This is a genomic window from Planococcus daihaiensis, assembly GCF_049262615.1.
Lineage (GTDB): Bacteria > Bacillota > Bacilli > Bacillales_A > Planococcaceae > Planococcus.
The window spans coordinates 2,326,988-2,347,471 of the sequence record NZ_CP175504.1 but is presented as its reverse complement, the minus strand read 5'-3'; the positions used below and the strand labels follow the sequence as shown (position 1 = coordinate 2,347,471).

Annotated in this window: 24 protein-coding genes; 13 read left to right on the top strand and 11 right to left on the bottom strand. The window is 46.3% G+C overall.

The window, feature by feature from the left end; genetic code table 11:
- Nucleotides 1-16 precede the first annotated feature (16 nt).
- From DHX103_RS11540 to DHX103_RS11525, 4 genes are all read right to left on the bottom strand, one after another.
- A complete protein-coding gene (locus tag DHX103_RS11540; protein ID WP_422122427.1) occupies nt 17-754 on the bottom strand; it encodes an ABC transporter permease in 738 nt (245 codons plus the stop codon).
- 4 nt (nt 755-758) lie between these two features.
- Nucleotides 759-1,751 (bottom strand): ABC transporter ATP-binding protein, encoded by a 993-nt coding sequence (locus tag DHX103_RS11535; RefSeq protein WP_422122426.1) that lies wholly within the window; start codon nt 1,749-1,751, stop codon nt 759-761.
- An 18-nt stretch (nt 1,752-1,769) separates the two neighbouring features.
- Nucleotides 1,770-2,423 carry an ABC transporter permease gene (locus DHX103_RS11530; RefSeq protein ID WP_422122425.1) on the bottom strand — a complete coding sequence of 218 codons (654 nt, stop codon included), beginning with the start codon at nt 2,421-2,423 and terminating at the stop codon, nt 1,770-1,772.
- A gap of 192 nt (nt 2,424-2,615) precedes the next feature.
- Nucleotides 2,616-3,227 carry a hypothetical protein gene (locus tag DHX103_RS11525; RefSeq protein ID WP_422122424.1) on the bottom strand — a complete coding sequence of 204 codons (612 nt, stop codon included), beginning with the start codon at nt 3,225-3,227 and terminating at the stop codon, nt 2,616-2,618.
- Nucleotides 3,228-3,357: 130 nt separating this feature from the next.
- Between DHX103_RS11525 and DHX103_RS11520 the strand changes: the two genes are divergently transcribed.
- Nucleotides 3,358-4,197 (top strand): DUF4097 family beta strand repeat-containing protein, encoded by an 840-nt coding sequence (locus DHX103_RS11520; protein WP_422122423.1) that lies wholly within the window; start codon nt 3,358-3,360, stop codon nt 4,195-4,197.
- A 379-nt stretch (nt 4,198-4,576) separates the two neighbouring features.
- Nucleotides 4,577-5,041, top strand: coding sequence for an SRPBCC family protein (locus DHX103_RS11515; RefSeq protein WP_422122422.1), 465 nt, complete (start codon nt 4,577-4,579; stop codon nt 5,039-5,041).
- A 114-nt stretch (nt 5,042-5,155) separates the two neighbouring features.
- Here DHX103_RS11515 and DHX103_RS11510 read toward each other — a convergent pair whose 3' ends face one another.
- Complete coding sequence (locus DHX103_RS11510) at nt 5,156-5,623, bottom strand: hypothetical protein (RefSeq protein ID WP_422122421.1); 468 nt, start codon at nt 5,621-5,623, stop codon at nt 5,156-5,158.
- A 529-nt stretch (nt 5,624-6,152) separates the two neighbouring features.
- Here DHX103_RS11510 and DHX103_RS11505 point away from each other — a divergent pair.
- The 9 genes from DHX103_RS11505 to DHX103_RS11465 all read left to right on the top strand — a co-directional run bounded on the left by DHX103_RS11505 (nt 6,153) and on the right by DHX103_RS11465 (nt 13,377).
- Entirely contained in the window at nt 6,153-6,578 is a 426-nt protein-coding gene (locus tag DHX103_RS11505) for a hypothetical protein (protein WP_422122420.1), read from the top strand.
- Nucleotides 6,579-6,868: 290 nt separating this feature from the next.
- Nucleotides 6,869-7,525 (top strand): hypothetical protein, encoded by a 657-nt coding sequence (locus tag DHX103_RS11500; RefSeq protein ID WP_422122419.1) that lies wholly within the window; start codon nt 6,869-6,871, stop codon nt 7,523-7,525.
- A complete protein-coding gene (locus DHX103_RS11495; protein ID WP_422122418.1) occupies nt 7,512-8,270 on the top strand; it encodes a cytochrome c biogenesis CcdA family protein in 759 nt (252 codons plus the stop codon). The genes DHX103_RS11500 and DHX103_RS11495 overlap by 14 nt, the downstream gene beginning before the upstream one ends.
- An 18-nt stretch (nt 8,271-8,288) precedes the next feature.
- Nucleotides 8,289-8,843: a redoxin domain-containing protein gene (locus tag DHX103_RS11490; RefSeq protein ID WP_422122417.1), complete on the top strand. Its 555-nt coding sequence runs from the start codon at nt 8,289-8,291 to the stop codon at nt 8,841-8,843.
- A gap of 32 nt (nt 8,844-8,875) precedes the next feature.
- On the top strand, nt 8,876-9,559 hold the full coding sequence (locus DHX103_RS11485) for a response regulator transcription factor (RefSeq protein WP_422122416.1): 684 nt from the start codon (nt 8,876-8,878) through the stop codon (nt 9,557-9,559).
- Nucleotides 9,552-10,631 (top strand): sensor histidine kinase, encoded by a 1,080-nt coding sequence (locus DHX103_RS11480; protein ID WP_422122415.1) that lies wholly within the window; start codon nt 9,552-9,554, stop codon nt 10,629-10,631. Before DHX103_RS11485 ends, DHX103_RS11480 begins: the two co-directional genes overlap by 8 nt.
- A gap of 262 nt (nt 10,632-10,893) precedes the next feature.
- A complete protein-coding gene (locus tag DHX103_RS11475) occupies nt 10,894-11,853 on the top strand; it encodes a thiamine pyrophosphate-dependent dehydrogenase E1 component subunit alpha (RefSeq protein WP_422124764.1) in 960 nt (319 codons plus the stop codon).
- Nucleotides 11,854-11,918: 65 nt separating this feature from the next.
- Entirely contained in the window at nt 11,919-12,899 is a 981-nt protein-coding gene (locus DHX103_RS11470; RefSeq protein WP_422124763.1) for an alpha-ketoacid dehydrogenase subunit beta, read from the top strand.
- A 22-nt stretch (nt 12,900-12,921) separates the two neighbouring features.
- The gene (locus DHX103_RS11465) at nt 12,922-13,377 is read left to right on the top strand and encodes a biotin/lipoyl-containing protein (RefSeq protein WP_422122414.1); all 456 of its coding nucleotides are present in this window, start codon (nt 12,922-12,924) and stop codon (nt 13,375-13,377) included.
- A gap of 410 nt (nt 13,378-13,787) precedes the next feature.
- On the opposite strand, the gene DHX103_RS11460 is transcribed toward DHX103_RS11465, so the two are convergent.
- Nucleotides 13,788-14,531 (bottom strand): glucose 1-dehydrogenase, encoded by a 744-nt coding sequence (locus DHX103_RS11460; protein ID WP_422124762.1) that lies wholly within the window; start codon nt 14,529-14,531, stop codon nt 13,788-13,790.
- 184 nt (nt 14,532-14,715) lie between these two features.
- Between DHX103_RS11460 and DHX103_RS11455 the strand changes: the two genes are divergently transcribed.
- Nucleotides 14,716-15,318: a TetR/AcrR family transcriptional regulator gene (locus tag DHX103_RS11455; RefSeq protein ID WP_422122413.1), complete on the top strand. Its 603-nt coding sequence runs from the start codon at nt 14,716-14,718 to the stop codon at nt 15,316-15,318.
- A gap of 95 nt (nt 15,319-15,413) precedes the next feature.
- Here the strand turns inward: DHX103_RS11455 and DHX103_RS11450 are convergent, their stop codons facing one another.
- On the bottom strand, nt 15,414-15,632 hold the full coding sequence (locus tag DHX103_RS11450) for a hypothetical protein (protein ID WP_422122412.1): 219 nt from the start codon (nt 15,630-15,632) through the stop codon (nt 15,414-15,416).
- A 353-nt stretch (nt 15,633-15,985) separates the two neighbouring features.
- Between DHX103_RS11450 and DHX103_RS11445 the strand changes: the two genes are divergently transcribed.
- Nucleotides 15,986-16,780 carry an ion transporter gene (locus tag DHX103_RS11445; RefSeq protein WP_422122411.1) on the top strand — a complete coding sequence of 265 codons (795 nt, stop codon included), beginning with the start codon at nt 15,986-15,988 and terminating at the stop codon, nt 16,778-16,780.
- Between the two features lie 110 nt (nt 16,781-16,890).
- Here the strand turns inward: DHX103_RS11445 and DHX103_RS11440 are convergent, their stop codons facing one another.
- From DHX103_RS11440 to DHX103_RS11425, 4 genes are all read right to left on the bottom strand, one after another.
- Entirely contained in the window at nt 16,891-17,670 is a 780-nt protein-coding gene (locus DHX103_RS11440; protein ID WP_422122410.1) for an ABC transporter permease, read from the bottom strand.
- Between the two features lie 3 nt (nt 17,671-17,673).
- Entirely contained in the window at nt 17,674-18,591 is a 918-nt protein-coding gene (locus DHX103_RS11435) for an ABC transporter ATP-binding protein (RefSeq protein WP_422122409.1), read from the bottom strand.
- Nucleotides 18,592-18,638: 47 nt separating this feature from the next.
- Entirely contained in the window at nt 18,639-19,610 is a 972-nt protein-coding gene (locus tag DHX103_RS11430; protein ID WP_422122408.1) for an NAD(P)-dependent alcohol dehydrogenase, read from the bottom strand.
- 192 nt (nt 19,611-19,802) lie between these two features.
- Nucleotides 19,803-20,405 (bottom strand): SAM-dependent methyltransferase, encoded by a 603-nt coding sequence (locus tag DHX103_RS11425; protein ID WP_422122407.1) that lies wholly within the window; start codon nt 20,403-20,405, stop codon nt 19,803-19,805.
- Nucleotides 20,406-20,484 lie beyond the last annotated feature (79 nt).

The window sequence follows — 20,484 nt, the reverse complement described above, 5'->3', positions numbered from 1 at the left end:
CTCCTATTCGCTGTCGCTATGCATTCTCAATACGCCTTGATCCTTTTGGCACAACGACATATTCCACTTTACGCAGTATATAATCAGCTATTATCGCCAATAACGTCACAGGGATGGCGCCGGAAATCAGGAAGCCGTTATCAAACAAGCTGATTCCGGTAAAGATCCAAACACCAAGCCCGCCTGCTCCAACCACATAGGCAAGAGCCGCTGTACCGATATTCAATACGACAGCCGTCCGGATGCCTGCAAGAATTGAGTAAGCTGAATTGGGAAGTTCGATGCGGAATAGGATCTGATATGGTTTCATGCCCATCCCTTTTGCTGCATCGATCATGTTCTTATCAATGGAATCGATGCCTGCCACTGTATTTCTGAAAATTGGCAGAATCGAATAAATGAACAGCGCAAAAACCGCGGTTTGAAAACCGATGCCTAAAACACTGATCATTAATGCCAGGACAGCCAGACTTGGAATTGTTTGCCCCAAATTCGCGATATTGGAAAACAGCCATCCCACCTTTTTGAATTTCGGCCTGGTGACGAGGATGCCGGCCGGCACTGCCAGTATAATCGCGAGCAGTGAAGAAACAAGCACCAGTACAATATGCTGCCTCAACAACACCAAAAATGTTCCCGATTGCGTGAAGATATAATCAAAATAATTATTGGAGATCGCCCAGATAAAAAATGCAGCAACCAATACATAAAGTGAGTATCTGACAACATCGCCTATCAACTTTTTACGCTTCACCGAATCACCCTTCCTGGGAGGCCACCATCTTCCCTTTTATTTCATACTGCAAATATTTTTGGACCAGATCAATGGTAATCGTTCCAATGTTTTCCCCGTCATCATCTTTTACAATGACTTGATCAGCTTCCTGATTCAACAGCATCGACAAGGTATTGCGCAAATCCTGATGGACATTGATCGTTTTGGTATCTTCAATCTGTTCATCAACCGGACCCAGACCGATGATTTCCCGTAAATTTGCGACAGTATGCAAGCTTAAACTTTTTATGGCCCGGTCTTTGCCAAAGAACTGGGAAACAAACTCATTTTTCGGTTGCGACAGCATTTTCGAAGGCGTATCAAATTGCATGATTTTCCCGTCGCGCAGCAGCACGATTTTATCCGCCATTTTGATCGCTTCATCGATATCATGGCTGACAAAGAGAATCGTTTTTTTCACTTCCCGCTGGATCTGCAAAAACTCATCCTGTATCTTTTCCCGGATAATCGGATCTAGCGCACCAAACGGTTCATCCATCAGCATAACAGGAGGATCCGCCGCAAGTGCGCGCACCACGCCGATGCGTTGCTGCTGGCCGCCCGATAATTCGTGCGGAAAGCGCTTTCCATATTCTTTGGCATCCAACCCGCTCAGACTCATCAAGTACTCGAAGCGTTCCCGCTTATCATTTTTGCTCCACCCCAGAAGATCCGGAACGATCATGACGTTTTGTTCGATCGTCATGTTCGGGAACAGCCCGTTGCTTTGAATGACATAGCCGATCTTTCTTCTCAATTCAATGGGGTCCAGATCCTTGGAGTTTTCACCATTGATGATGATTTCACCTTCCGAAATGGTCTCCAGCTGGTTGACCATTCGTAACAGCGTTGTTTTCCCACAGCCTGAGGGGCCAAGCAACACGACGATTTTCCCTTCTTCAACCGTGAAATCCACATCGTCGATCGCTGTTATATCTTCTCCAAACCTTTTGGTTACATGATTAAATGAAATCATAGACTCACCTCTCTGCAGTTAATTGACCAACGCTTTTGCCGTAAAACGCTTTTGAATGAAGAGTAAAATGGAATCCGCAATGATCGCTAGAATCGCAACAGCTATAGAACCGCTGATGATCAAGTAATTATCATTTCTGCTGATCCCTTGTGTAATCAGGATACCCAGACCGCCAGCGCCAATGTACGCAGCGATGACCGCGATTCCGATATTCATGACAACCGAGGTCCGGATACCCGCCATGATGACTGGCAATGCATTCGGAATTTCGACACGCAACAAACGCTGATGCGTTTTCATGCCCATGCCGATCGCAGCATCACGCATTTCCGGATTGACATTCTTTATGCCGGTATACGTATTGCGGATAATCGGCAGCTGTGAATACAATACCAGCGCCACAAAAGCTGGCACAAATCCAATGCCCTGATTGATAAGCGAAAAGATCGGAATCATCACCCCAAAAAGTGCAATGCTCGGAATCGTCAATGTAATGGAAGCAATTTGAAGAACTGTATCTGCAAGGTATTTGTTCGTGGTCAAGTAAATGCCGAGTGGAATGCCGATCAATAGCGCAACGATAATTGCCAATGAAACAAGCACGACGTGGTCAAAGGTTAACTCCAAAATCCGAGACGCATTCACCTCAAGAAACCTGCCCCAATCTCCCATTGAAACACCTCCCTTCTATGACCAGTTCAACACTGGCGAGAGGAGAAAACATGAAAGCACCTTCCACGAAATCACTCCCTTTCTTCTATAATATAACATGTACTTCTTTTAAAGACTGATTTTTCTGATATCTATGACTTTTATGGTAAAATCAGTAGCATAGAAAAGATGATTAATGATGTGCATCGCCCGCTACTCCTTTTCACGAATTTCCTTACCCTTGTCTTTGCTACGCAATTTTACAATGACAAAAGCCGTGATTGAACCGCCGATCAATCCCATGATCATGTCAATCATCGTGTCGTCCGGATCCCGCCCCTGTGCGGTGAAGCTGAATAATTTATCGCCAGCGAACTCCATCAATTCCCAGGCAGCCGCAGCGGCCAATGAAAAACAGATCATATAGAGCGCGATAAAGGAGTTTGGCAGATTCGCCGCTCCCCCGTTCTGCAGCATACGCCGGAGGATGATCCAACTGGCATAGCCGATCCAGATACCCGAAAAAATGTGGAGGAAGTCATCGAAATTCCGGATCTGGTAGCCTCCACCGAACGTGCCGATAACAACCGAGAAAAAGACGAAGATATAAACGACGCTTGTGAAAATGGATGGCAGTGGATAATGGAAGTGCCTTTGCACAAGGGCGATGGCCACCATGACCGCGACGGTCAGAAAACCCATGAACACTTTCGTCCCATTGCCCTGGGTATACATGTAATAGATACCCCCCAACAATGAGGCCTGCACGGACCAATAAACAATCCGCTCCACCGCAATCACCCGCTTGTTTTGCATGGATTTCATGATTATCCTTCCTTCCGCCCTGCCTTGTCTTCTGTTGCTCTTGTTTTATGTATTCAACAAACTTTGGAAATCCCCTGTCGCCTTGTGCTCAATGCTGCGAATGTTTTAGTGAAGAAAGGAGAATTCAGCTGTGAAAATCTTCGTGAGGGTTTTGATCATCGTAACAGTGCTGATCGTAATCGGTGTCATTGCTGTCTTATATGCCATCTACAATTCGGATTCGGGACAACAGGACGTACAGGATGAACAAACTTTTGATGAAGAAATCGAAGATGTGGAAATCGAAGTGGATAATGCCCGTGTGGAAATTCTGCCGAGTGATGACGACACTACGCGCATTACCATGACCGGCAACAACGATGATTTTACATTAGAGACAGATATTTCCGGAAGCCGCTTGCAGATCGAAGTGGAAGACCGCTCCCCATTCTTCAATTTCGGCTTTAATCGCTCCTACTCGCTGCAAGTCTATATTCCGGAAAACGGCCTTGCATCCCTTACAGTAAATAGCGATAATGGCGCCATCCATGCGGAAAATATCGGCGCGGACGAAATTTCGATTGAAGCGGATAATGGACGCATCGAATTGGAAGCGGTCGACAGTGACACGGTTAATATCGAAACCGACAATGGACGCATTGAGCTGAGGGACATGGACGCCAATATCAGCACGCGCTCTTCGAACGGCCGTATTATTTTCACAGGTGTATCGGGTGAGTTGCTGGCAAGAGCAAATAACGGCCGCATCGAGTTGACCACCGTTATCCTCGATTCCCCGGTCGACTTTGAAACGGACAACGGCAGCATTGAAATCCGCACGGTGAACGAACCGGACAACGCCCGCATCGAAGCGGATATCGATAATGGCAGCATCAATCTTTACGGACAAGATACCCGACAACTCAGTTTCGGCAACGGCGATGTGCTGATCCGACTTGTTTCGAATAACGGCCGCATCGTTGTGGAATAACAGCAATAACGGCCTGTTACATTGGCACGCATCGTGAATATAAACTCGTGCTCTATTAATCAACAGAATTTTATGATAATTAATTGATATCACAGTAAAAATCCTTTATAATAGGATGCGAAAATATGAAATGGCTTGCTTCATTTAAATAAAAGTAATGAAGCTCAAGAAGCCCGCAAATCCCCTGCCCGCATTCACAGATGTGTAAAATTGATGATTTTCATCAGTTGGAGAGAAAGACAGAAATTTCCCGCTGCATGGTCCAGGGAGCCAAAGATTCTACACTGCAACTGAAACACGAGCTAAGAACGGTATCCGAAAATCCAGTCCCGTACCCGGATCAACATCTATTTGTTCAATCACCGAGGAGGAACATGGAATGTGGAATATCAAGAAAAGTGTTTTCATTGACCGGCCGATTGACGAGGTTTATCAATACGCAATCGACCCGACTCACTGGTACCAATGGTATGTCGGCCTTTCTGAGCCAGAGAATTTGGAAGGCAGAGGCGAAACCGGCACGACCATGGATTTGAAGTACACCATGCTGGGAATGCATCTGCCCATTAAGGTCAAAGTGTTGGAAACCGGTAAGAATGGCGACCAGTATTCGTGGAAAGGCACTGTCAAAGGCGCATTAAGTTCCGAACAGTCCTGGACATATGTTCCTGAAGGAGACGGTGTGACACTTTCTTTCGACATGAACTATGAATTGCCCGGAAAGCTGATCGGAAAAGTGGCAAATACGCTCATCATCAAAAAATTGATGGACAATTCCATGGAGCAAACGTTGAACAATCTGAAGGCGGTTTGTGAAACGTCCGACAAGTACAGCATGAATTAAACGAACACCAACTGATGAACGCATCATCATCAATTTAAAACAGCCGCTCTGAAGGAATTCATCCTCGAGAGCAGCTGTTTTTTTGCTTTTGAAATCAGCAGGCAGAGGGTCAGTCTATAACGCTTCCTCTTTCCTTCTCAAAACCAATTTGAAATCATGTTTCCATTTGATGCCATCCTCCGATTGTTCCCAGACACTGTCGATTGTATTGCCCCCCTCTTCAATTGTCCCGGTAAACCGCTGCAGAAAGCTGAGCGGCGAAAAATCGTCCGTGTCTCTCCACAATTTCCAGATGCCATCTTCTAAACTCATCCCGTATAAACGCGTCACGCCGCGCGAATCATAATAATGCTGCACGTACTGATCACTTTCCGGATCCCAATCATAAATTATTGTACTGCTCGGAAATTCAAATTTGTCTAAATTTGTGCGCTGAATGAGATAAGCGTCCTCCATCCACTCAAATTTAGTTTCGCCTACAATCGGACGCGGCCGAAGATGCGGGTGGGTCACTTCCAATATCCAGGTGCCTACAAAAAACTTCAGCTCCTCCATCCTGTCTTTGCGAGTCGGCGGATTCATCAACTTCCCCCCTTCAGTTTTTATTATTATACCTAAATTTCCCGGATAATAGAAAGAATGTTCAGTCAAAATAGACCTCCGTAAGACGCCCGTTCATTTACACCAACTTCATCACTGGGCCGCGACCCTTAACGGTTACCGCCGATTATGAATTTTTTGCCAATTTCAAATTTTTTCTCGCTAACGTCTTACTAATTTTAACCATTAATCCTGCATTCCTTATTTTTTCATGCAGCTAGAGCATAAGTTATATGAAATATCCCCTTCATAGTTATAATGAATGAGTTTAGAAGAAACACATTAAATATTCGAAATATTGTGGTATTTTTTTGATTTTTGTTATAGAATGAGCGTGTGCACATCAAATAAACATCATTTCCAGTAACTACAGAAGTGTAGCGCTTCTGTTTTACAATCAAATTTAAAGGAGGTCATATTCTCTCCAAGTGCTAAATGATGAAAATTTTTGGCTCTCCGCCTTCAGCCTAGAGAATGAACACAATCTGATTATGAAAAGGAGAGAGAGAGTATGAAAAAGTTTTTCACAATTATGATGGCTATTTTTCTAGTATTTGGCGCTAGCTCTGCTGCTTTGGCACATGGTGATTACGATCATGACGACAAACGCTATGACGATAAGCGAGATAAAGACAGAGACAGAGACGGAGACAGAGATAGAGACAGAGACAGAGATAGAGACAGAGATAGACACGGAGACAAAGACAAAAAAGACGATAAAGACAAAAAAGGAGATAAAGGCAAAAAAGACAGAGATAAAGGCAAAGACAAAGGCAAAGACAAATATAAAGACCGCTATAAAGACAACAAGAATGAATACAAATTCTTTAAACATTTCTATCTTCACAAACACTATTACTACAAAAAAGGTAAAAAACACTTCTACTGGCACAAACATTATTACAAAAAAGACAAAAAACACTACAAACACCGCTAATCAGGAATGAAGGAACAAGCGCCCTGCTCTAACTGGGGGCCTTGTTCCTTTTTTTTGTGCGTTCAAATACTTTTTGCTTTCAATCAACAGGGATCAAAATACTGGATCACCTTAAACCATATGCTCTTCTCTTTTGTCCAAGCTACTTTGAAATTCTCATTACTCCCTAGCAACAAAATGGGCTTCCGCGAATGTGTTGGCGTCTGCCCTAAACTTGGAATATATTCATGAAATCTTCATATACAACCCGTAGAGTTGATGTTGAATGAAACAGAAATGAGGAGGAACCAATGGCGACAGTCGGAATTTTGCCCATGTTCATTAATTTTTTCAGCATCCTCTTGGGGATTGCGGTTTTTTATATTGTCAGTGAAGTAACGAAAAAGCAAAAGAAAAAGCGGGCACAAGAAGCATTTTCCCAAATCATCAATTTAATCCTGTTCCTGTGGTTGGCAAAAATCCTATTGAACCTTCCTTTGCTGTTCAGCGATCCGCTGGCATTGCTTGCCTACCCCAGTGATTCCCAATCTTTCTATCTTGCCATTGCCTTCAGTGCTGCTTTGCTTCTTTATGGCGTGCGAAGCGGCAGAATCCATGCTTGGGAGACGCTCCAAACCTTGTTGTATATTTTATTGCCGGCATCATTTTTTTATGAATTCGCCCAATTAACCTGGTTTGATGATGGATACGCCTTTGGGAACTTGATTCTTTCTGGAGTTCTGCTGGCATTGTTCCTGATGCTAAACGGCAAGGCATCTCCTTACCGCCTCGGCACTGTCCTTATAGGTGTCTGGGCCGCCGGTATGCTGCTGATTTTCTCGCTCCAATCCTTCGCTTCCACATTCGGTTACGTGATGAAGCCCTGGTTTATCGTCACACTTTTCATCGCAGGTTATTTTTTTATGCTGTTAAGCAGCAGAAGGAGGGCAATAAATGAGTTCGATTGATGCGGATACACTGTTAATTTTAGGGATGCTCCTGGCTTTTGCCGCCGGAGCGCTGTCTTTTTTATCCCCATGCGTTTTGCCAATATTTCCAGCCTATCTTTCCTATATCACCGGCATCAGCGTAAAAGAGCTGCAAGGTGATCGGAATGTAAAAATTCAAAAGAGGCTGATGAGCCATTCTCTGGTGTTTTTATCCGGTGTGTCGCTGGTTTTCATCAGCCTGGGCGCAGGCGCTTCTTTTTTCGGTCAATGGATCCAAGATTTGCTGATGGGAGATTCCGGTTTGTTCATACAGCGCATTGCCGGCGTCTTCATTTTAATCATGGGACTTTTTATCGGAGGCTGGATCAACATCACAAGCTTGATGAGAGAGCAACGCTTCCAATTTAAAAGTCGGCCATCGGGCTACATCGGCACCTTTTTTATCGGACTCGGGTTTGCTGCGGGATGGACGCCTTGCATCGGGCCGGTGTTTGGTTCGATCCTCCTGTTGTCCGCCAGCAACCCCAGCCATGGCATGTTTTATACGCTGATGTATGTGCTCGGTTTCGCGTTACCGTTTGTGGTGTTGACGTTCTTTTTGGGTTCGACCAAATGGATCGTTCGCAAAAGCCAATTCATCATGAAAATCGGCGGCGTTACGATGGTCATTATGGGCCTCGTGCTGTTCTTCGGGCAGATGCCGGTCATCACCGGCGCAATATTGGAATTGATCAAAGATACTTGGTTAGCGAAACTAGGATAACTATGGAGGTTTAATCTAATGAAAAAAATGATTCTGGGTGTTATCATAACGGCAATGGTCGGCTGGACGATGTATGATTTGCTGCTCTCTGACCAAGAGACGGCACAGGAAACCGGGATTTCGGAAACCGAGCAATCCGGAGAGACCGGCCTTGCAGTCGGAGATTTTGCTCCTGATTTCGAATTGACGACATTGGACGGACAAACGGTGCGTTTATCCGATTACAGGGGCCAACGGGTGTTCATCAATTTTTGGGCGACCTGGTGCCCACCTTGCAGAGCGGAAATGCCGGACATGCAACAACTTTACGAAGAGCAAGAAGTACCGGTAGAAATTTTGGCTATCAATTTGACGCCAACTGAAGCAAACGAAGAAAATATAGTGAATTTTGTAGCAGATTTCGGCTTGACTTTCCCAATCCCAATGGACATAAATTCGGAAGTTTCAGAGGAATATAGAGTACAGGCCTACCCGACTTCTTATATGATTGATTCGGAAGGGCGCATCTCATTTGTAGCGCCGGGCGCCATGAACAAAGAGTTGATGGCCCAGGAAGTGAAAAAAATGAACTAGCTTTTAAATTTATCAACTAAGAGGTGTAAGAGTTGAAGACTACCATATTGGTCGTGGAAGACGATCAGATGATCCGAGATCTCATTTCCATTTACTTGAAAAATGCCGGCTACGAAGTGACTGCAGCGGCAACCGGCGAAGAGGCAAAAAAATCTTTTCTGGATATTCAACCTTGTTTGGTGATCCTCGACCTCATGCTTCCCCAAATTAGCGGAGAAGAATTATGCGGCTGGTTCAGAAGCCAAAAACGCAACGAAGTGTCGATCATTATGCTGTCAGCGAAAGCGAAAACCCAAGACAAAATCAATGGATTGAAAATTGGCGCTGATGATTATATGACAAAGCCTTTCGAGCCGGATGAACTCGTCGCCCATGTGGAAGCGGTGCTGCGGCGAACAGGCCAATTCTGCCAAAGAATCACACACGGCGCCCTATCCATCCAGCCGCGAAAAGGTGAAGTCCAATTATTCGGCAAGAAGCTGGCGCTGACGAAAAACGAATTCAATCTGCTGTTCCACTTTATGGACAACCCGAACATCGTGCTGAGCCGCGACGATTTAATTTATCAATTGTATCCGTATAACGACAAGATGGTGATGGACCGTACAATCGATGCGTACATCAAAAATCTGAGAGAAAAAATCGAAGATCAGCCTTCTGCCCCGAAACGCATTTTGACCGTCCGGGGAATGGGGTATAAATTCGTCCATGAGTAAGTTGATCAAGACGCTGTGGCCAAAACAGATCCTTTGGCGGCTGACCTTTTTAAACACCATTGCCTTTGCTACGGTCATAATATTGAGCAGTTTTACAATCTATAATGCAGCGTGCGCATTGGTCAGCGGCATGGAACCGGATGTCCAGCGTCAAAACCAGTTTAACGCCGCCCTCCTGCAATACCTTTGGATTTTCAGCGCCGCAACAATTGTCGGCGGCAGCCTGCTTCATTTTTATTTCACCAAAAAGTTGATGAATCCTTTGAAAGAACTCATCCAATCAACAAAAGTCATGAAAGATGGCCGATACCCCAACACCATCCAAACCGACTCCGAAGGTGAAATCGGCGAATTGATCGGCCATTTCAATGAACTCGTCTTGCAATTAAAGCAAAACGAACAGTCCAGACAGAAAATCGTGTCGGATCTATCCCATGAATTCAGAACACCGTTGTCCAATCTGAACGGTTATATGAAGGCCCTCAGCAATGGCGTTATTCAGGGCGATACCGCATTGTTCCAATCGCTGCACGGGGAAGCGAAACGTCTGACGGCAATGGTCGAGCAACTGGAACAATTGAAAGAATGGGATATGGCCGCCGCGAAACCATTGGCTGAATCTGCGCCGGAAGACATGAATCAGCTGATCCGGCAAATGGTCGAAATGTTCCACTGGCGGCTTCAAGAGAAAAATATTCAGGTCGAAATCGATGCTGTGCCCGGAATTGTCACCGTCTTTAAAGGCGGTATTCAGCAGGTCCTTGGCAACATTATCGACAATGCCATCCGCTATTATGATGGAACAGGCGCGATTCGGATCAAAGGAAGAATTTCCGGCACCGATTATCGTGTAGCCGTCATCAGTGAAGGCCAGGAAATTTCGGAAAGGGATGCGGAGAAAATCTTTGAACGCTTTTACCGCACCGACCCTTCCCGCAATCGCGAAACCGGTGGCAGTGGACTCGGACTTGCCATTTCCAAGGAAATTGTGGAACTTCACAAAGGAAAAATCGGTTTGGATTTTGATGATGGCCGCTACGCATTCTGGTTTGTGATCCCTCTAAAATTTTAGCTCAATAAAACAATATGAGTACTCAAAGTCAGCCGATTTCGGCTGGCTTTTTGCTTGTCTGGATTTTTACTGGATAAAAAATTTTCGTATTTATAATGGATATTTACATAAATGACAGAATAGTGTTACTATTGAGATAATTCTTTCCGTTTCCTTACGCCAATGTCATTGGGTTTATTTTTTCATCACATGAAAAGGAGGAAAAGCAGTGACTATTTTCGAAGAAAAGCAACCGGCAGTATCCGTCGATAAACTGGAATGGATGTATGAACAGATGGTGAAGATCCGTTATTACGAAGACCAGATGGTGGAAGCGTACACCGAAGGCAAAACGCCAGTCTTCAATATCGGTGCAGGACCCATTCCCGGTGAAATGCATTTAGCAACCGGACAAGAACCAGCGGCCGTCGGTATCTGCGTCCATCTGACGAAAGATGATACCGTAACGGCTCCCCATCGACCGCATCACCATGCCATTGCCAAAGGCGTCGATTTGAAAAAGATGACCGCGGAAATTTTCGGCAAGGAAACAGGGCTTGGCAAAGGAAAAGGCGGCCACATGCATTTGTTCGATCCGGCAGTGAAATTCTCTTGCGGTGGAATTGTCGGTGCCGGTATCCCCCATGCACTTGGCGCGGCATTGACCAGCAAGATGAAAGGAAACGATTGGGTGGCTGTGGCTTTCATCGGTGAAGGTGCAGCGAATGCTGGCTCTTTCCATGAATCGCTCAATCTTGCAGCCCTATGGAATTTGCCGCTCATCGTCGTCGTCGAAGATAATTCATATGGCATTTCCGTGCCAAAAAAATCGTCAACTTCCGTCGAATCGAATGACTTGCGGGCATCTGCTTATGGAATTGCCGGCGCTCTTGTGAAAGACAATGATCCGATTGGCATGTACAAGGCGGCAGAAGAAGCGATAAACCGGGCACGAAACGGCCAGGGACCGACAATCATCGAAATCGAGACCTACCGCTTTTTAGGCCATTTCCAGGGAGACCCGGAATTATACCGGGATCCTGCGGAAGTACCCGGACTGCGCCAGCTCGATCCAATCATCAAGCTGCGCAAAGTATTGGCTGAAACCGAAAAGATCAGCGAATCGGATCTCGAGGCCATGGAAAAACGCGCCAAACAGGAAGTGGATGAAGCGTACCAATTTGCGCGCGACAGCAGCTATCCTGCTCCGGAATCCGCGCTGGACGATGTTTTTAACTCATAACAAAGAAAAGGAGCCGATCTATTGTGGAAACAGCAAAAAAACGTATCCTAACCGGCAATAAAGCGATGGCCGAAGCGATTTCGCAGGAAATGGAAAAGGATCCAAATGTTTTTGTACTGGGTGAAGATATCGCGAACTACGGAGGCATCTTCGGTTCCACACAAGGGCTGATCGAAAAATTCGGCGCCGAGCGTGTACTGGATACACCGATTTCCGAAACGGCATTTATCGGTGGAGCCATTGGTGCAGCGGCGGAAGGAATGCGGCCGATCGCGGAATTGATGTTCGTAGACTTCTTTGGCGTCTGCATGGACCAGATTTACAATCATATGGCGAAAATCCAGTATATGTCGGGGGGCAATGTCAAACTGCCGATGGTGCTGATGACAGCGGTCGGCGGCGGTTACCGTGATGCGGCCCAGCATTCGCAGACGCTGTATGCGACGTTTGCCCATATGCCGGGGATGAAAGTTGTCGCACCGTCCAATCCCTACGATTTGAAAGGCATGATGGTGTCAGCAATCCGCGATGACAATCCGGTTGTTTTCATGTTCCATAAATCGCTTCAAGGGCTGGGCTGGATGGAACAGCTGGATGCCGCCGTCGCAAATGTGCCGGAAGAATCCTATACGGTGCCGCTCGATAAAGCAAAAGTCGTTCGGGAAGGCAAAGACGTGACGATTGTTGGCATTCAAATGATGACGCATTATGCGGTCGAAGCAGCAGAACGGCTGGCCAAAGACGGCATCGAAGCAGAAGTCATTGATTTGCGTTCATTGGCACCGATTGACAAGGATACAATCCTGGAGTCGGTCAAGAAAACGCACCGCCTGCTCGTGGTCGATGAAGACTACTTGTCCTACGGAATGACGGCGGAAGTGTCAGCGATTGTCGCGGAAGAAGCTTTCTTCGAAATGGAAGCACCGATCAGCCGCCTGGCGATTCCCGATGTCCCGATTCCGTATAGCGGCGTGCTGGAAGATTTCGTTATTCCGGGGCCCAATAAAATCTATGAACAAGTGAAAAAAATGATGGACGAAGCGTAAAAGTGATTCTGGAGGTGGAAGAATGATTGAAGTCCGATTGCCACAGCTGGCCGAGGATGTGGATGAAAGCCTCATGGTTCTGTGGTTTGTGTCTGAAGGGGATTTTGTGGAAAAAGGTCAGCCGCTGGTCGAAGTCCAAACGGAAAAAGCTGTTTCGGAAATAACAGCCGAAAGCAGTGGCACGATCCAGAAAATCGCGGTGAAACGAGGCGACACTGCAAAAGTCGGTGATGTGCTCGCCACTATCGATCCTGAAGGGGTTGCTGGAAACCAGGCAGCCGGCCAAGATCAGCCGCCGGCGTCCGAACCTGACACGGATAGCGGAGGCACAAGCCCCGAATCCAGCACATTCGTCCGGGTGTCGCCAAGGCTCCGAAGACTCGCGAAAGATCTCGGCGTCAATTTGGATTCGGTAAAAGGAACAGGCCCCCACGGCAGCATCACAGAAGAAAATGTCCGCGACGAAGCGGGGCTTTGAAGCTGCGAAAAAAACCTTGTGAAAACCGCCATTCCTTTTTGGAATGGCGGTTGCTTGTTTGTTGAGACGGATGCTATTTGCAGGCGCAGAAAAGACAGAACGCTCTGAACGCCGGATTATCTCGTTGAACGCCGGAATAACTTCCTGAACGCCGGATCAGCGGATATCGGCGTTCAAATGAATAATCCGGCGCTCAGGATGAAGAAATCCTCACAAGTTTCTCATGCTAAACTTTATTTTGATCAATATCCCTCCAAAAGTTAAGGTCAAAAACCAAAACGGATGCTTTTCGCAGGCGAAAAGCGAAAAACCCATTTGAAACTGATAACAAGCACTGGGCAGAAGTTGGCACCCAATTAGAAAAAGCTGGCGAGAAATTCTCTCGACAGCTTTTCATCTTTGTTCACACTTTATAATTTCGCTGTCATCCCGCCATCAATCACGAATTCAGACCCTGTAGAATAGCTGGATTCATCTGAAGCTAAATAGACAACCAGATTGCTCACTTCTTCCGGTTGAGCTGTCCGCTTTAAAGGAACGTCTTTAGCCATCTCCCTCACGAGATCTTTTGCATCTTCCTGCATGATCATCGGCGTTTCAATAATTCCCGGGTGGATGGAATTTACGCGGATCCCCTCGGCCCCGAACTCGACTGCTGCAGTTTTCGTCATGCCTCTTACAGCAAATTTCGAAGCATCATAAGCCACCGAACCACTGTTTCCTTTTAGGCCACTAACGGATGAAATGTTGATAATCGAGCCATTTTTCGCTTTGGACATGGACTTATGAACGTATTTCATCCCCAGAAATACCGCTACTTGATTGATATCAATAATTTTTCGGTAATCCTCTTCTGTTATTTCGTCTATCGGCTTGAGCATGACAATACCCGCATTATTCACCAAAATACTGACGGGGCCAAAAGCTGATTCCGTCTCCGCAACCACTTTCTCCCAGTCAGCCGCTTTCGTAACATCATGCTTCATAAATTTAAGGTTGTCACCAAGCTCACTTGCCAATGCCTGACCTTCTTTTTCCAGAATATCCGTAATCATGACTTTTGCGCCTTCTTCCAGAAATTTTCTGGCGTGAGAAGCCCCCATTCCTCTTGCTCCTCCAGTTATAATCGCCACTTTACCGTCTAATCTACCCATCATCAATTTCCTCCTCTTTTTGTAGTGATTCAGCAATTTTTATTAAAAATTTTCATTACTAAACAAGTATATGTTCCAAAATCTGAATATTCAATATACAATGGAGGGAGATATGTATGATAGTAAACAATAAAGCTTAGAAAGTAATTTAACTTCCCATTGATGAACAAAAGGAGCTGAGGAATTGACACAGGACCGCCGAGTCAAACGAACAAAAAGAGCTTTTGAAAGAGCGTTTCTTGAACTTATGCATGAGAAAAACTACCAGGACATCACCATCCATGCCATCTGCAGAAAAGCTGACTATACACGGGGTGCCTTTTATAACCATTTCAACTCAAAAGAAGACATGATCCATAAAACTATTGAACATCGGGTTGAAGCTTTATGGATCGTCTTAAAAAATCCTTACCTGACCAACCGCCAATTGGAAATCGATATGTATCACCCGGCTGCATTGTTGCTGTTCGATCACATCTATAGCAACAGGGATTTCTACCAGCTGATCAAACACCCCGATTTCAAGCTGATTTTGCAGGAAAAGATGGTGAACATGTTTATTCATCATTTCCTTTTTGACCTCAGCTTTGAGTATGCCGACAGCACACAGACCATCGAAAAGGAAATAAAAGCCTACCATCTGGCTTACGCGACGCTTGGCGTGATTTCATACTGGATTGATCAGAAATTCCGGTTTTCCTCGCAATATATGGCAGAGGAATTGATGCGAATCACCACCACCCCGATGTTTCGCGCGAATTATAAAGTGCGGGAATTTGAGGGTTGAGCTCTTTAACCAGTTGCCTCCAAGCAAATACAAAACAACCGCCAATCCTTTTGGGACTGGCGGTTGCTTCTATTAGATTATTATTTTCTGCTACTCTATCTCGTTGACAGCGAAATATAAAGAAACACGATCAGGCTCACCGGAATAACAATCAGCGTGATGATTGAAAATGTTCTTTGCTTTTTTCCTGGAGTCATCCGCATGGCAATGTAAAACAGAATCAGCGCCAATACGAAAGTCAATCCCATCGGAATTAGGAAAGGGCTCAGGATTCCCCAGAGGTGACCAGATTCAACGGTAAGTAATATAGGCAATTTCATTAACTCCTTTTCCAAATATTTAAAAGATCGTAACCGGATGTTTGGCAGGACGATACTGCCGACATCTCGTCTACACTTAGTATAGTCTATTCCGCGTAGCGCTTGAAGGATTTATTCGCATGTGCCTCATTTACCGTGTGGAAATTTCAGTGCAGGGGCTGACATATTACACCAGCGATATTTTTGACCGATTTATTTCTGTCACTTTTAAGGCACCGGAACAGGGTTATGCATTAACCCTCAAAGGTGCGCATGCTATAATTAACGGAGTTTGGGAAAATAACAGGTCCCCATCCGTTTCCGGAATAAAACCTGCAATGAACTTACAAGGAGTCGTCCCCTCAGTTATGAAAGAAAGAATGATACGCATTATCGAAGGCAGAAGAGTCACCAACTTCATCACCATCCTCATTGTCATCAACGCCATTCTGGTCGGCCTCGAGACGTATCCGGAGTTCGCCGAGCAATACCGCTCCTGGTTATTGGCAATGGATATCATCGTTCTCGGCTTGTTTACCGTCGAAATTTTGATTAAGCTCATTCTCTACCGTGCCAGTTTCTTCAAAAACGGCTGGAATAATTTCGATTTCATCATAGTCGTCGGCAGCCTGATTCTCTATACCTCTCCGTATATAAGCGTGCTGCGAATTTTCCGGGTGCTGCGGGTACTTCGGACAATTACCACGATTCCGTCTTTGCGCAGAGTCGTGGCCGCATTATTCATGGCCATTCCGACCATCACCAGCGTCATTTTGCTGATGTCGATCATTTTTTACGTCTACGCAGTTATCGGCACGTTCTTTTATGCCTCGGTTGAACCGGAATTTTTCGGCAATCTCGGCTTGTCGTTCATCACCTTATTCCAGGTGTTCACGCTGGAGTCCTGGGCTAGCGGCGTGTTCCGCCCCATTTTCGAAGTGGTGCCGTGGTCGTGGCTGTATTTCATTTCCTTCATCGTCATTTCGACCTTCCTCATGATCAACTTGATCGTCGGGGAAATTGTCAATAACGCACAAAAGATTTCAGAAGAAATCGATGCGGAAACCGCGGGAATAATAGATGAACTGTCGGAAATCGATGAGCTCAAAAACGAAGTGGCAGAGCTGAAATCCATGGTTCAAACACTGGTCGACCGAAAATAAAATTCTGAAAACCTCAACTAAAAACACCTTCAAAACGGCACTTAACTGCCGGGTTGGGAGGTGTTTTTTGTATGGCTATAAAATGGTAAGATGCGAATCATCTCCATCGTTCAATGCTGATCCGCATACAACCACCAAGCCACCGTTCCCGCAAAGCCGGCAATTGCCATCAGCCCTACAATAAAAAAGCTAATCATTTCCAAGCCGCCTGCTGTTCCGGTCATGCCGCTGAACAGAGCCGGAACTGCCCACGGAAAATATGCACCATAGCCGATGGCCGCAATGATCTGCGCACACACCACCATAAAAATGACAAAGCCGATCGGCGCCAAAAATCCTCTTCCGTAACAGGCAAAGAAAGCGACCGGCGGGCTCAATGCCACCGTCAGCGCGGTTGTGACCAATAAGAGAGACAGTCCCTCCATCGCTGCAGCAGAAGACCATTCCGGCAAACCGACCAGCATACCGATCAATACGCCGACAATAATGACATACAAACTCAGCAGCAAACACGTTACAAAGACGGCGATAAACTTGGCGAGCACCGTCACACTTCGGTGAACCGGCAATGACAAAAGATCTTTAATCGTCCGGTCTGCATACTCCCGGCCGAACACCCAGCTCGTCACAAAGCCAAACACAATCAGTCCACCGACTCCAATGATCTGCGCGAGCAGGCTGAAATACGCCGGCCACGTCGCTTCCCCGAGAATCTGCGCTTTGTCGCCGAGCAAGCCTGTCGTTCTCGCCAGCTCCGGATCTTTCAGCACGAACATGAAAAAGCCACCCATTAACGGCGCCAACGTAAAAATTGCCAATGTGATCCAAATCATTTTGGACTTCTTGATTTTTGTGCTCTCTGCCTGCAGCGCCGCTCCGAAATACCCCATCGCTTAGCCCCCTTCCCCGCGAATCGACCGCATAAAATAGGATTCCAGCGATTCCACTTCGACATTTAAATAGGTAGGTGGGAATCCCATTTCCGAGAGCTTGCCCGACACAATTTCAGGGCGCTCCAACAATTCGTTGTCCTCGATTTCAATAAGCCCGTCCTCGTTTACACGACAGGCAATCTTTATTTCCAATAAAGCCTCAGCCGCACCTTCGTTATTCCGGGTGTCGACCAGCAGCTTGCGCTCGATCAGGCTATTCAGTTGATCCGTTCGAAATTCTTCTACTAAACGCCCATGATGAATGATGCCGATTTTATCGGCAATGAGCGCCACTTCGCTCAGCAGGTGGCTCGACAGAAAAATGCTGACGCTTTTATTTTTTGCCAAGTCCCGCAGCAATTCCCGCACCTCGACGATGCCCGCCGGATCCAGTCCATTGACCGGTTCGTCCAGAATCAGAATTTCCGGCCCATGCAGCATCGCCTTCGCGATTCCGAGGCGCTGGGCGTTGCCGAGCGACAGATGCTTCGCTTTTCGTTTGGTGTAAGGTGTCAGTTTCAACTCATCGATAATCCGCCCGACCGCGCCGGAATCCTTGATCTGCCGCAACCGTCGGAACAGCTCCAGATTCTCTTCCACCGTCAGTTCGGGATAGGCATACGGCGTCTCCACCAGGTAGCCGACCTTTTCCCATAATTTATAATTGGCGAGCGAAACTTTTTTGCCGAACAGCGAACAGGATCCTTCAGTCGGCTTGATCATTCCCAGCATCATGCGGATCGTCGTGGTTTTGCCGGAGCCGTTCAAGCCGATGAAGCCGTAAATCTCGCCCTTTTTCAGTTCCAGTGACAGACCATCGACGGCCAGCACGTCTTTATACCGTTTCGATAAATTTTCAACCGCAATGACCGTCTCCATCTCAACCACTCCTTTACCTTAAGTATTCGATAGTAAGAAAGCTTTTTTTATAGATTGCGGATTACAACATTGCCTTTTTTCGCTCCACTTTCCACATAATGGTGTGCTTCAGGCAGCTGTTCCAAGGGGAATATTTGATCAATGACCGGCTTGATCCTGCCATCTGCCAACAGTTCGCTCAGGTAACGCAAATCTTCGGCTTTGTAACCGGCCGCTGCAACTACGATTTTTCGATCGCCTTTCTTCGCCGGCAATAGTCTCCGGAATATTTTGGCGAGGCTCGGATTGCCTATCAGGTAGACCCCTTTTGGCGTCAATGATTTGAGGGTTTTTGAAAAATGACTCTTGCCCACAATATCGAAGATTACATCATAGGTTTCACCATTATCAGTAAAGTTTTCCTGCCGGTAATCAATTACTTTATCCGCACCAATAGATAAGAGCATATCCAGCTTTTCCTTGCTGTCGATGGCCGTCACTTCAGCGCCTGAATTTTTGGCAAGCTGAACGGCCACCATGCCAATGCTACCGCCGGCTCCGATAATTAGAACTTTTTGGCCTGCTTGAATCCTGGCTTTTCGAAGAAAAAACAGAGCATTCATTCCGCCTGTCGGTATGGTGGCGGCTTCTTCAAAACTAAGCCCTTCCGGCATATGGACGATGGCATACCTGCTGGGAAGACAGAGGTAGTCGGCATTTGCGCCAAACTTCAATTCAGTCGAACCAAATACCCGGTCGCCTTTCTTGAATAGCGTCTGCTCATTGCCCACGGATTCGATTTCTCCGGCAAACTCTTGCCCCAATATTTTCAGTCTCGGTTTCCGTACGCCGAAAAACAACCTCAACGGAATCCACAAAAACAATGGGAATTTAAAGCTTCGCAACTCACAATCCCCTGCTGTTACGGTGGATGCTCGGACTGTTATCCCAATTTCATCGGATTTCGGTTCCGGCTTCTCCAGTTCCTGAAGCTCCAAAACTTCCGGCGGTCCATACCGCGTGCAAACCATGGCTTTCATTTTCCGTCCTCCTTTTTAGTATTGTCGTAAATTCGTCCTTCAAATTTGCTAATGGTAATAAAATTCAAGACAGCCAAGTCCAATCCCTCCTTTCAATAGGAACGAAAAGAAATCCGCTCTATTGTTGAATAGGCGGATTTCATAATGCAGATTTATTGTCTAACTCGTATTGTGTTTGTCACAGGGCGTCTTTTAATCGAAAGGCTTTTGGGCAGCGAGCTGGATGACGTGCGATAACCCATTATGCAGCTTTCCTTCATTCCGTTCGACTTCGCCCGTAAAAAAATGAACGAGGCGGAAATCTCCAAATGCCGACAGCACTTCTTCCGGACGGTACAGGAAGGATTCCGTTTTCGGTCCCCCTTTGCCGAATTTGAGCTGCTCGGTAGAATACACTTCCATCAGGAAATAGCCGCCAGGTTTCAAGGCACGCCGCACGCCCTCAAAGGTTTTCTGTTGGACCTCTTTCGGGAAATGCCCAAACACACAAATGATTTCATCCCATTTCCCCTCAGGCCATTCAGCTTGCGCCAAATCCACTTCCTCCACGGAAACGCTGACCTGCCGTTCTTTTGCCAGCTTCTCCGTTTTTACCAGGCCACTCCTTGCAAAGTCCCAGGCGGTGACGCGCATGCCCTGCTCCGCGAGATAGACCGCATTGCGGCCTTCCCCTTCCGCGATTGCGAGTGCATCCCCTTTGAGTCCGAGTTTTGCTTGCATCATTTCAATGAATTCGTTCGGCTCTGTTCCATATAAATAATCGTCTGTTTGAAAGCGTTCATGCCATGAAGTCATATTCGTGCCCCCTACTATCGTATTGCTATCAGCATAACCTGCAAACAAAACAAAAGAAAAGATTGTGCTTTTTAATATA

What these genes read in the sequence shown, in the direction of transcription:
- DHX103_RS11490 (WP_422122417.1), top strand. Translation starts at nt 8,289, where the DNA reads ATGAAAAAAATGATTCTGGGTGTTATCATAACGGCAATGGTCGGCTGG.
- DHX103_RS11440 (WP_422122410.1), bottom strand. Translation starts at nt 17,670, where the DNA reads ATGGGGTATTTCGGAGCGGCGCTGCAGGCAGAGAGCACAAAAATCAAG.
- DHX103_RS11460 (WP_422124762.1), bottom strand. Translation starts at nt 14,531, where the DNA reads ATGGGTAGATTAGACGGTAAAGTGGCGATTATAACTGGAGGAGCAAGA.
- DHX103_RS11515 (WP_422122422.1), top strand. Translation starts at nt 4,577, where the DNA reads ATGTGGAATATCAAGAAAAGTGTTTTCATTGACCGGCCGATTGACGAG.
- DHX103_RS11430 (WP_422122408.1), bottom strand. Translation starts at nt 19,610, where the DNA reads ATGAAAGCCATGGTTTGCACGCGGTATGGACCGCCGGAAGTTTTGGAG.
- DHX103_RS11510 (WP_422122421.1), bottom strand. Translation starts at nt 5,623, where the DNA reads ATGAATCCGCCGACTCGCAAAGACAGGATGGAGGAGCTGAAGTTTTTT.
- DHX103_RS11530 (WP_422122425.1), bottom strand. Translation starts at nt 2,423, where the DNA reads ATGGGAGATTGGGGCAGGTTTCTTGAGGTGAATGCGTCTCGGATTTTG.
- DHX103_RS11535 (WP_422122426.1), bottom strand. Translation starts at nt 1,751, where the DNA reads ATGATTTCATTTAATCATGTAACCAAAAGGTTTGGAGAAGATATAACA.
- DHX103_RS11495 (WP_422122418.1), top strand. Translation starts at nt 7,512, where the DNA reads ATGAGTTCGATTGATGCGGATACACTGTTAATTTTAGGGATGCTCCTG.
- DHX103_RS11435 (WP_422122409.1), bottom strand. Translation starts at nt 18,591, where the DNA reads ATGGAGACGGTCATTGCGGTTGAAAATTTATCGAAACGGTATAAAGAC.
- DHX103_RS11525 (WP_422122424.1), bottom strand. Translation starts at nt 3,227, where the DNA reads ATGAAATCCATGCAAAACAAGCGGGTGATTGCGGTGGAGCGGATTGTT.
- DHX103_RS11465 (WP_422122414.1), top strand. Translation starts at nt 12,922, where the DNA reads ATGATTGAAGTCCGATTGCCACAGCTGGCCGAGGATGTGGATGAAAGC.
- DHX103_RS11445 (WP_422122411.1), top strand. Translation starts at nt 15,986, where the DNA reads ATGAAAGAAAGAATGATACGCATTATCGAAGGCAGAAGAGTCACCAAC.
- DHX103_RS11500 (WP_422122419.1), top strand. Translation starts at nt 6,869, where the DNA reads ATGGCGACAGTCGGAATTTTGCCCATGTTCATTAATTTTTTCAGCATC.
- DHX103_RS11425 (WP_422122407.1), bottom strand. Translation starts at nt 20,405, where the DNA reads ATGACTTCATGGCATGAACGCTTTCAAACAGACGATTATTTATATGGA.
- DHX103_RS11470 (WP_422124763.1), top strand. Translation starts at nt 11,919, where the DNA reads ATGGCCGAAGCGATTTCGCAGGAAATGGAAAAGGATCCAAATGTTTTT.
- DHX103_RS11505 (WP_422122420.1), top strand. Translation starts at nt 6,153, where the DNA reads ATGAAAAAGTTTTTCACAATTATGATGGCTATTTTTCTAGTATTTGGC.
- DHX103_RS11480 (WP_422122415.1), top strand. Translation starts at nt 9,552, where the DNA reads ATGAGTAAGTTGATCAAGACGCTGTGGCCAAAACAGATCCTTTGGCGG.
- DHX103_RS11475 (WP_422124764.1), top strand. Translation starts at nt 10,894, where the DNA reads ATGTATGAACAGATGGTGAAGATCCGTTATTACGAAGACCAGATGGTG.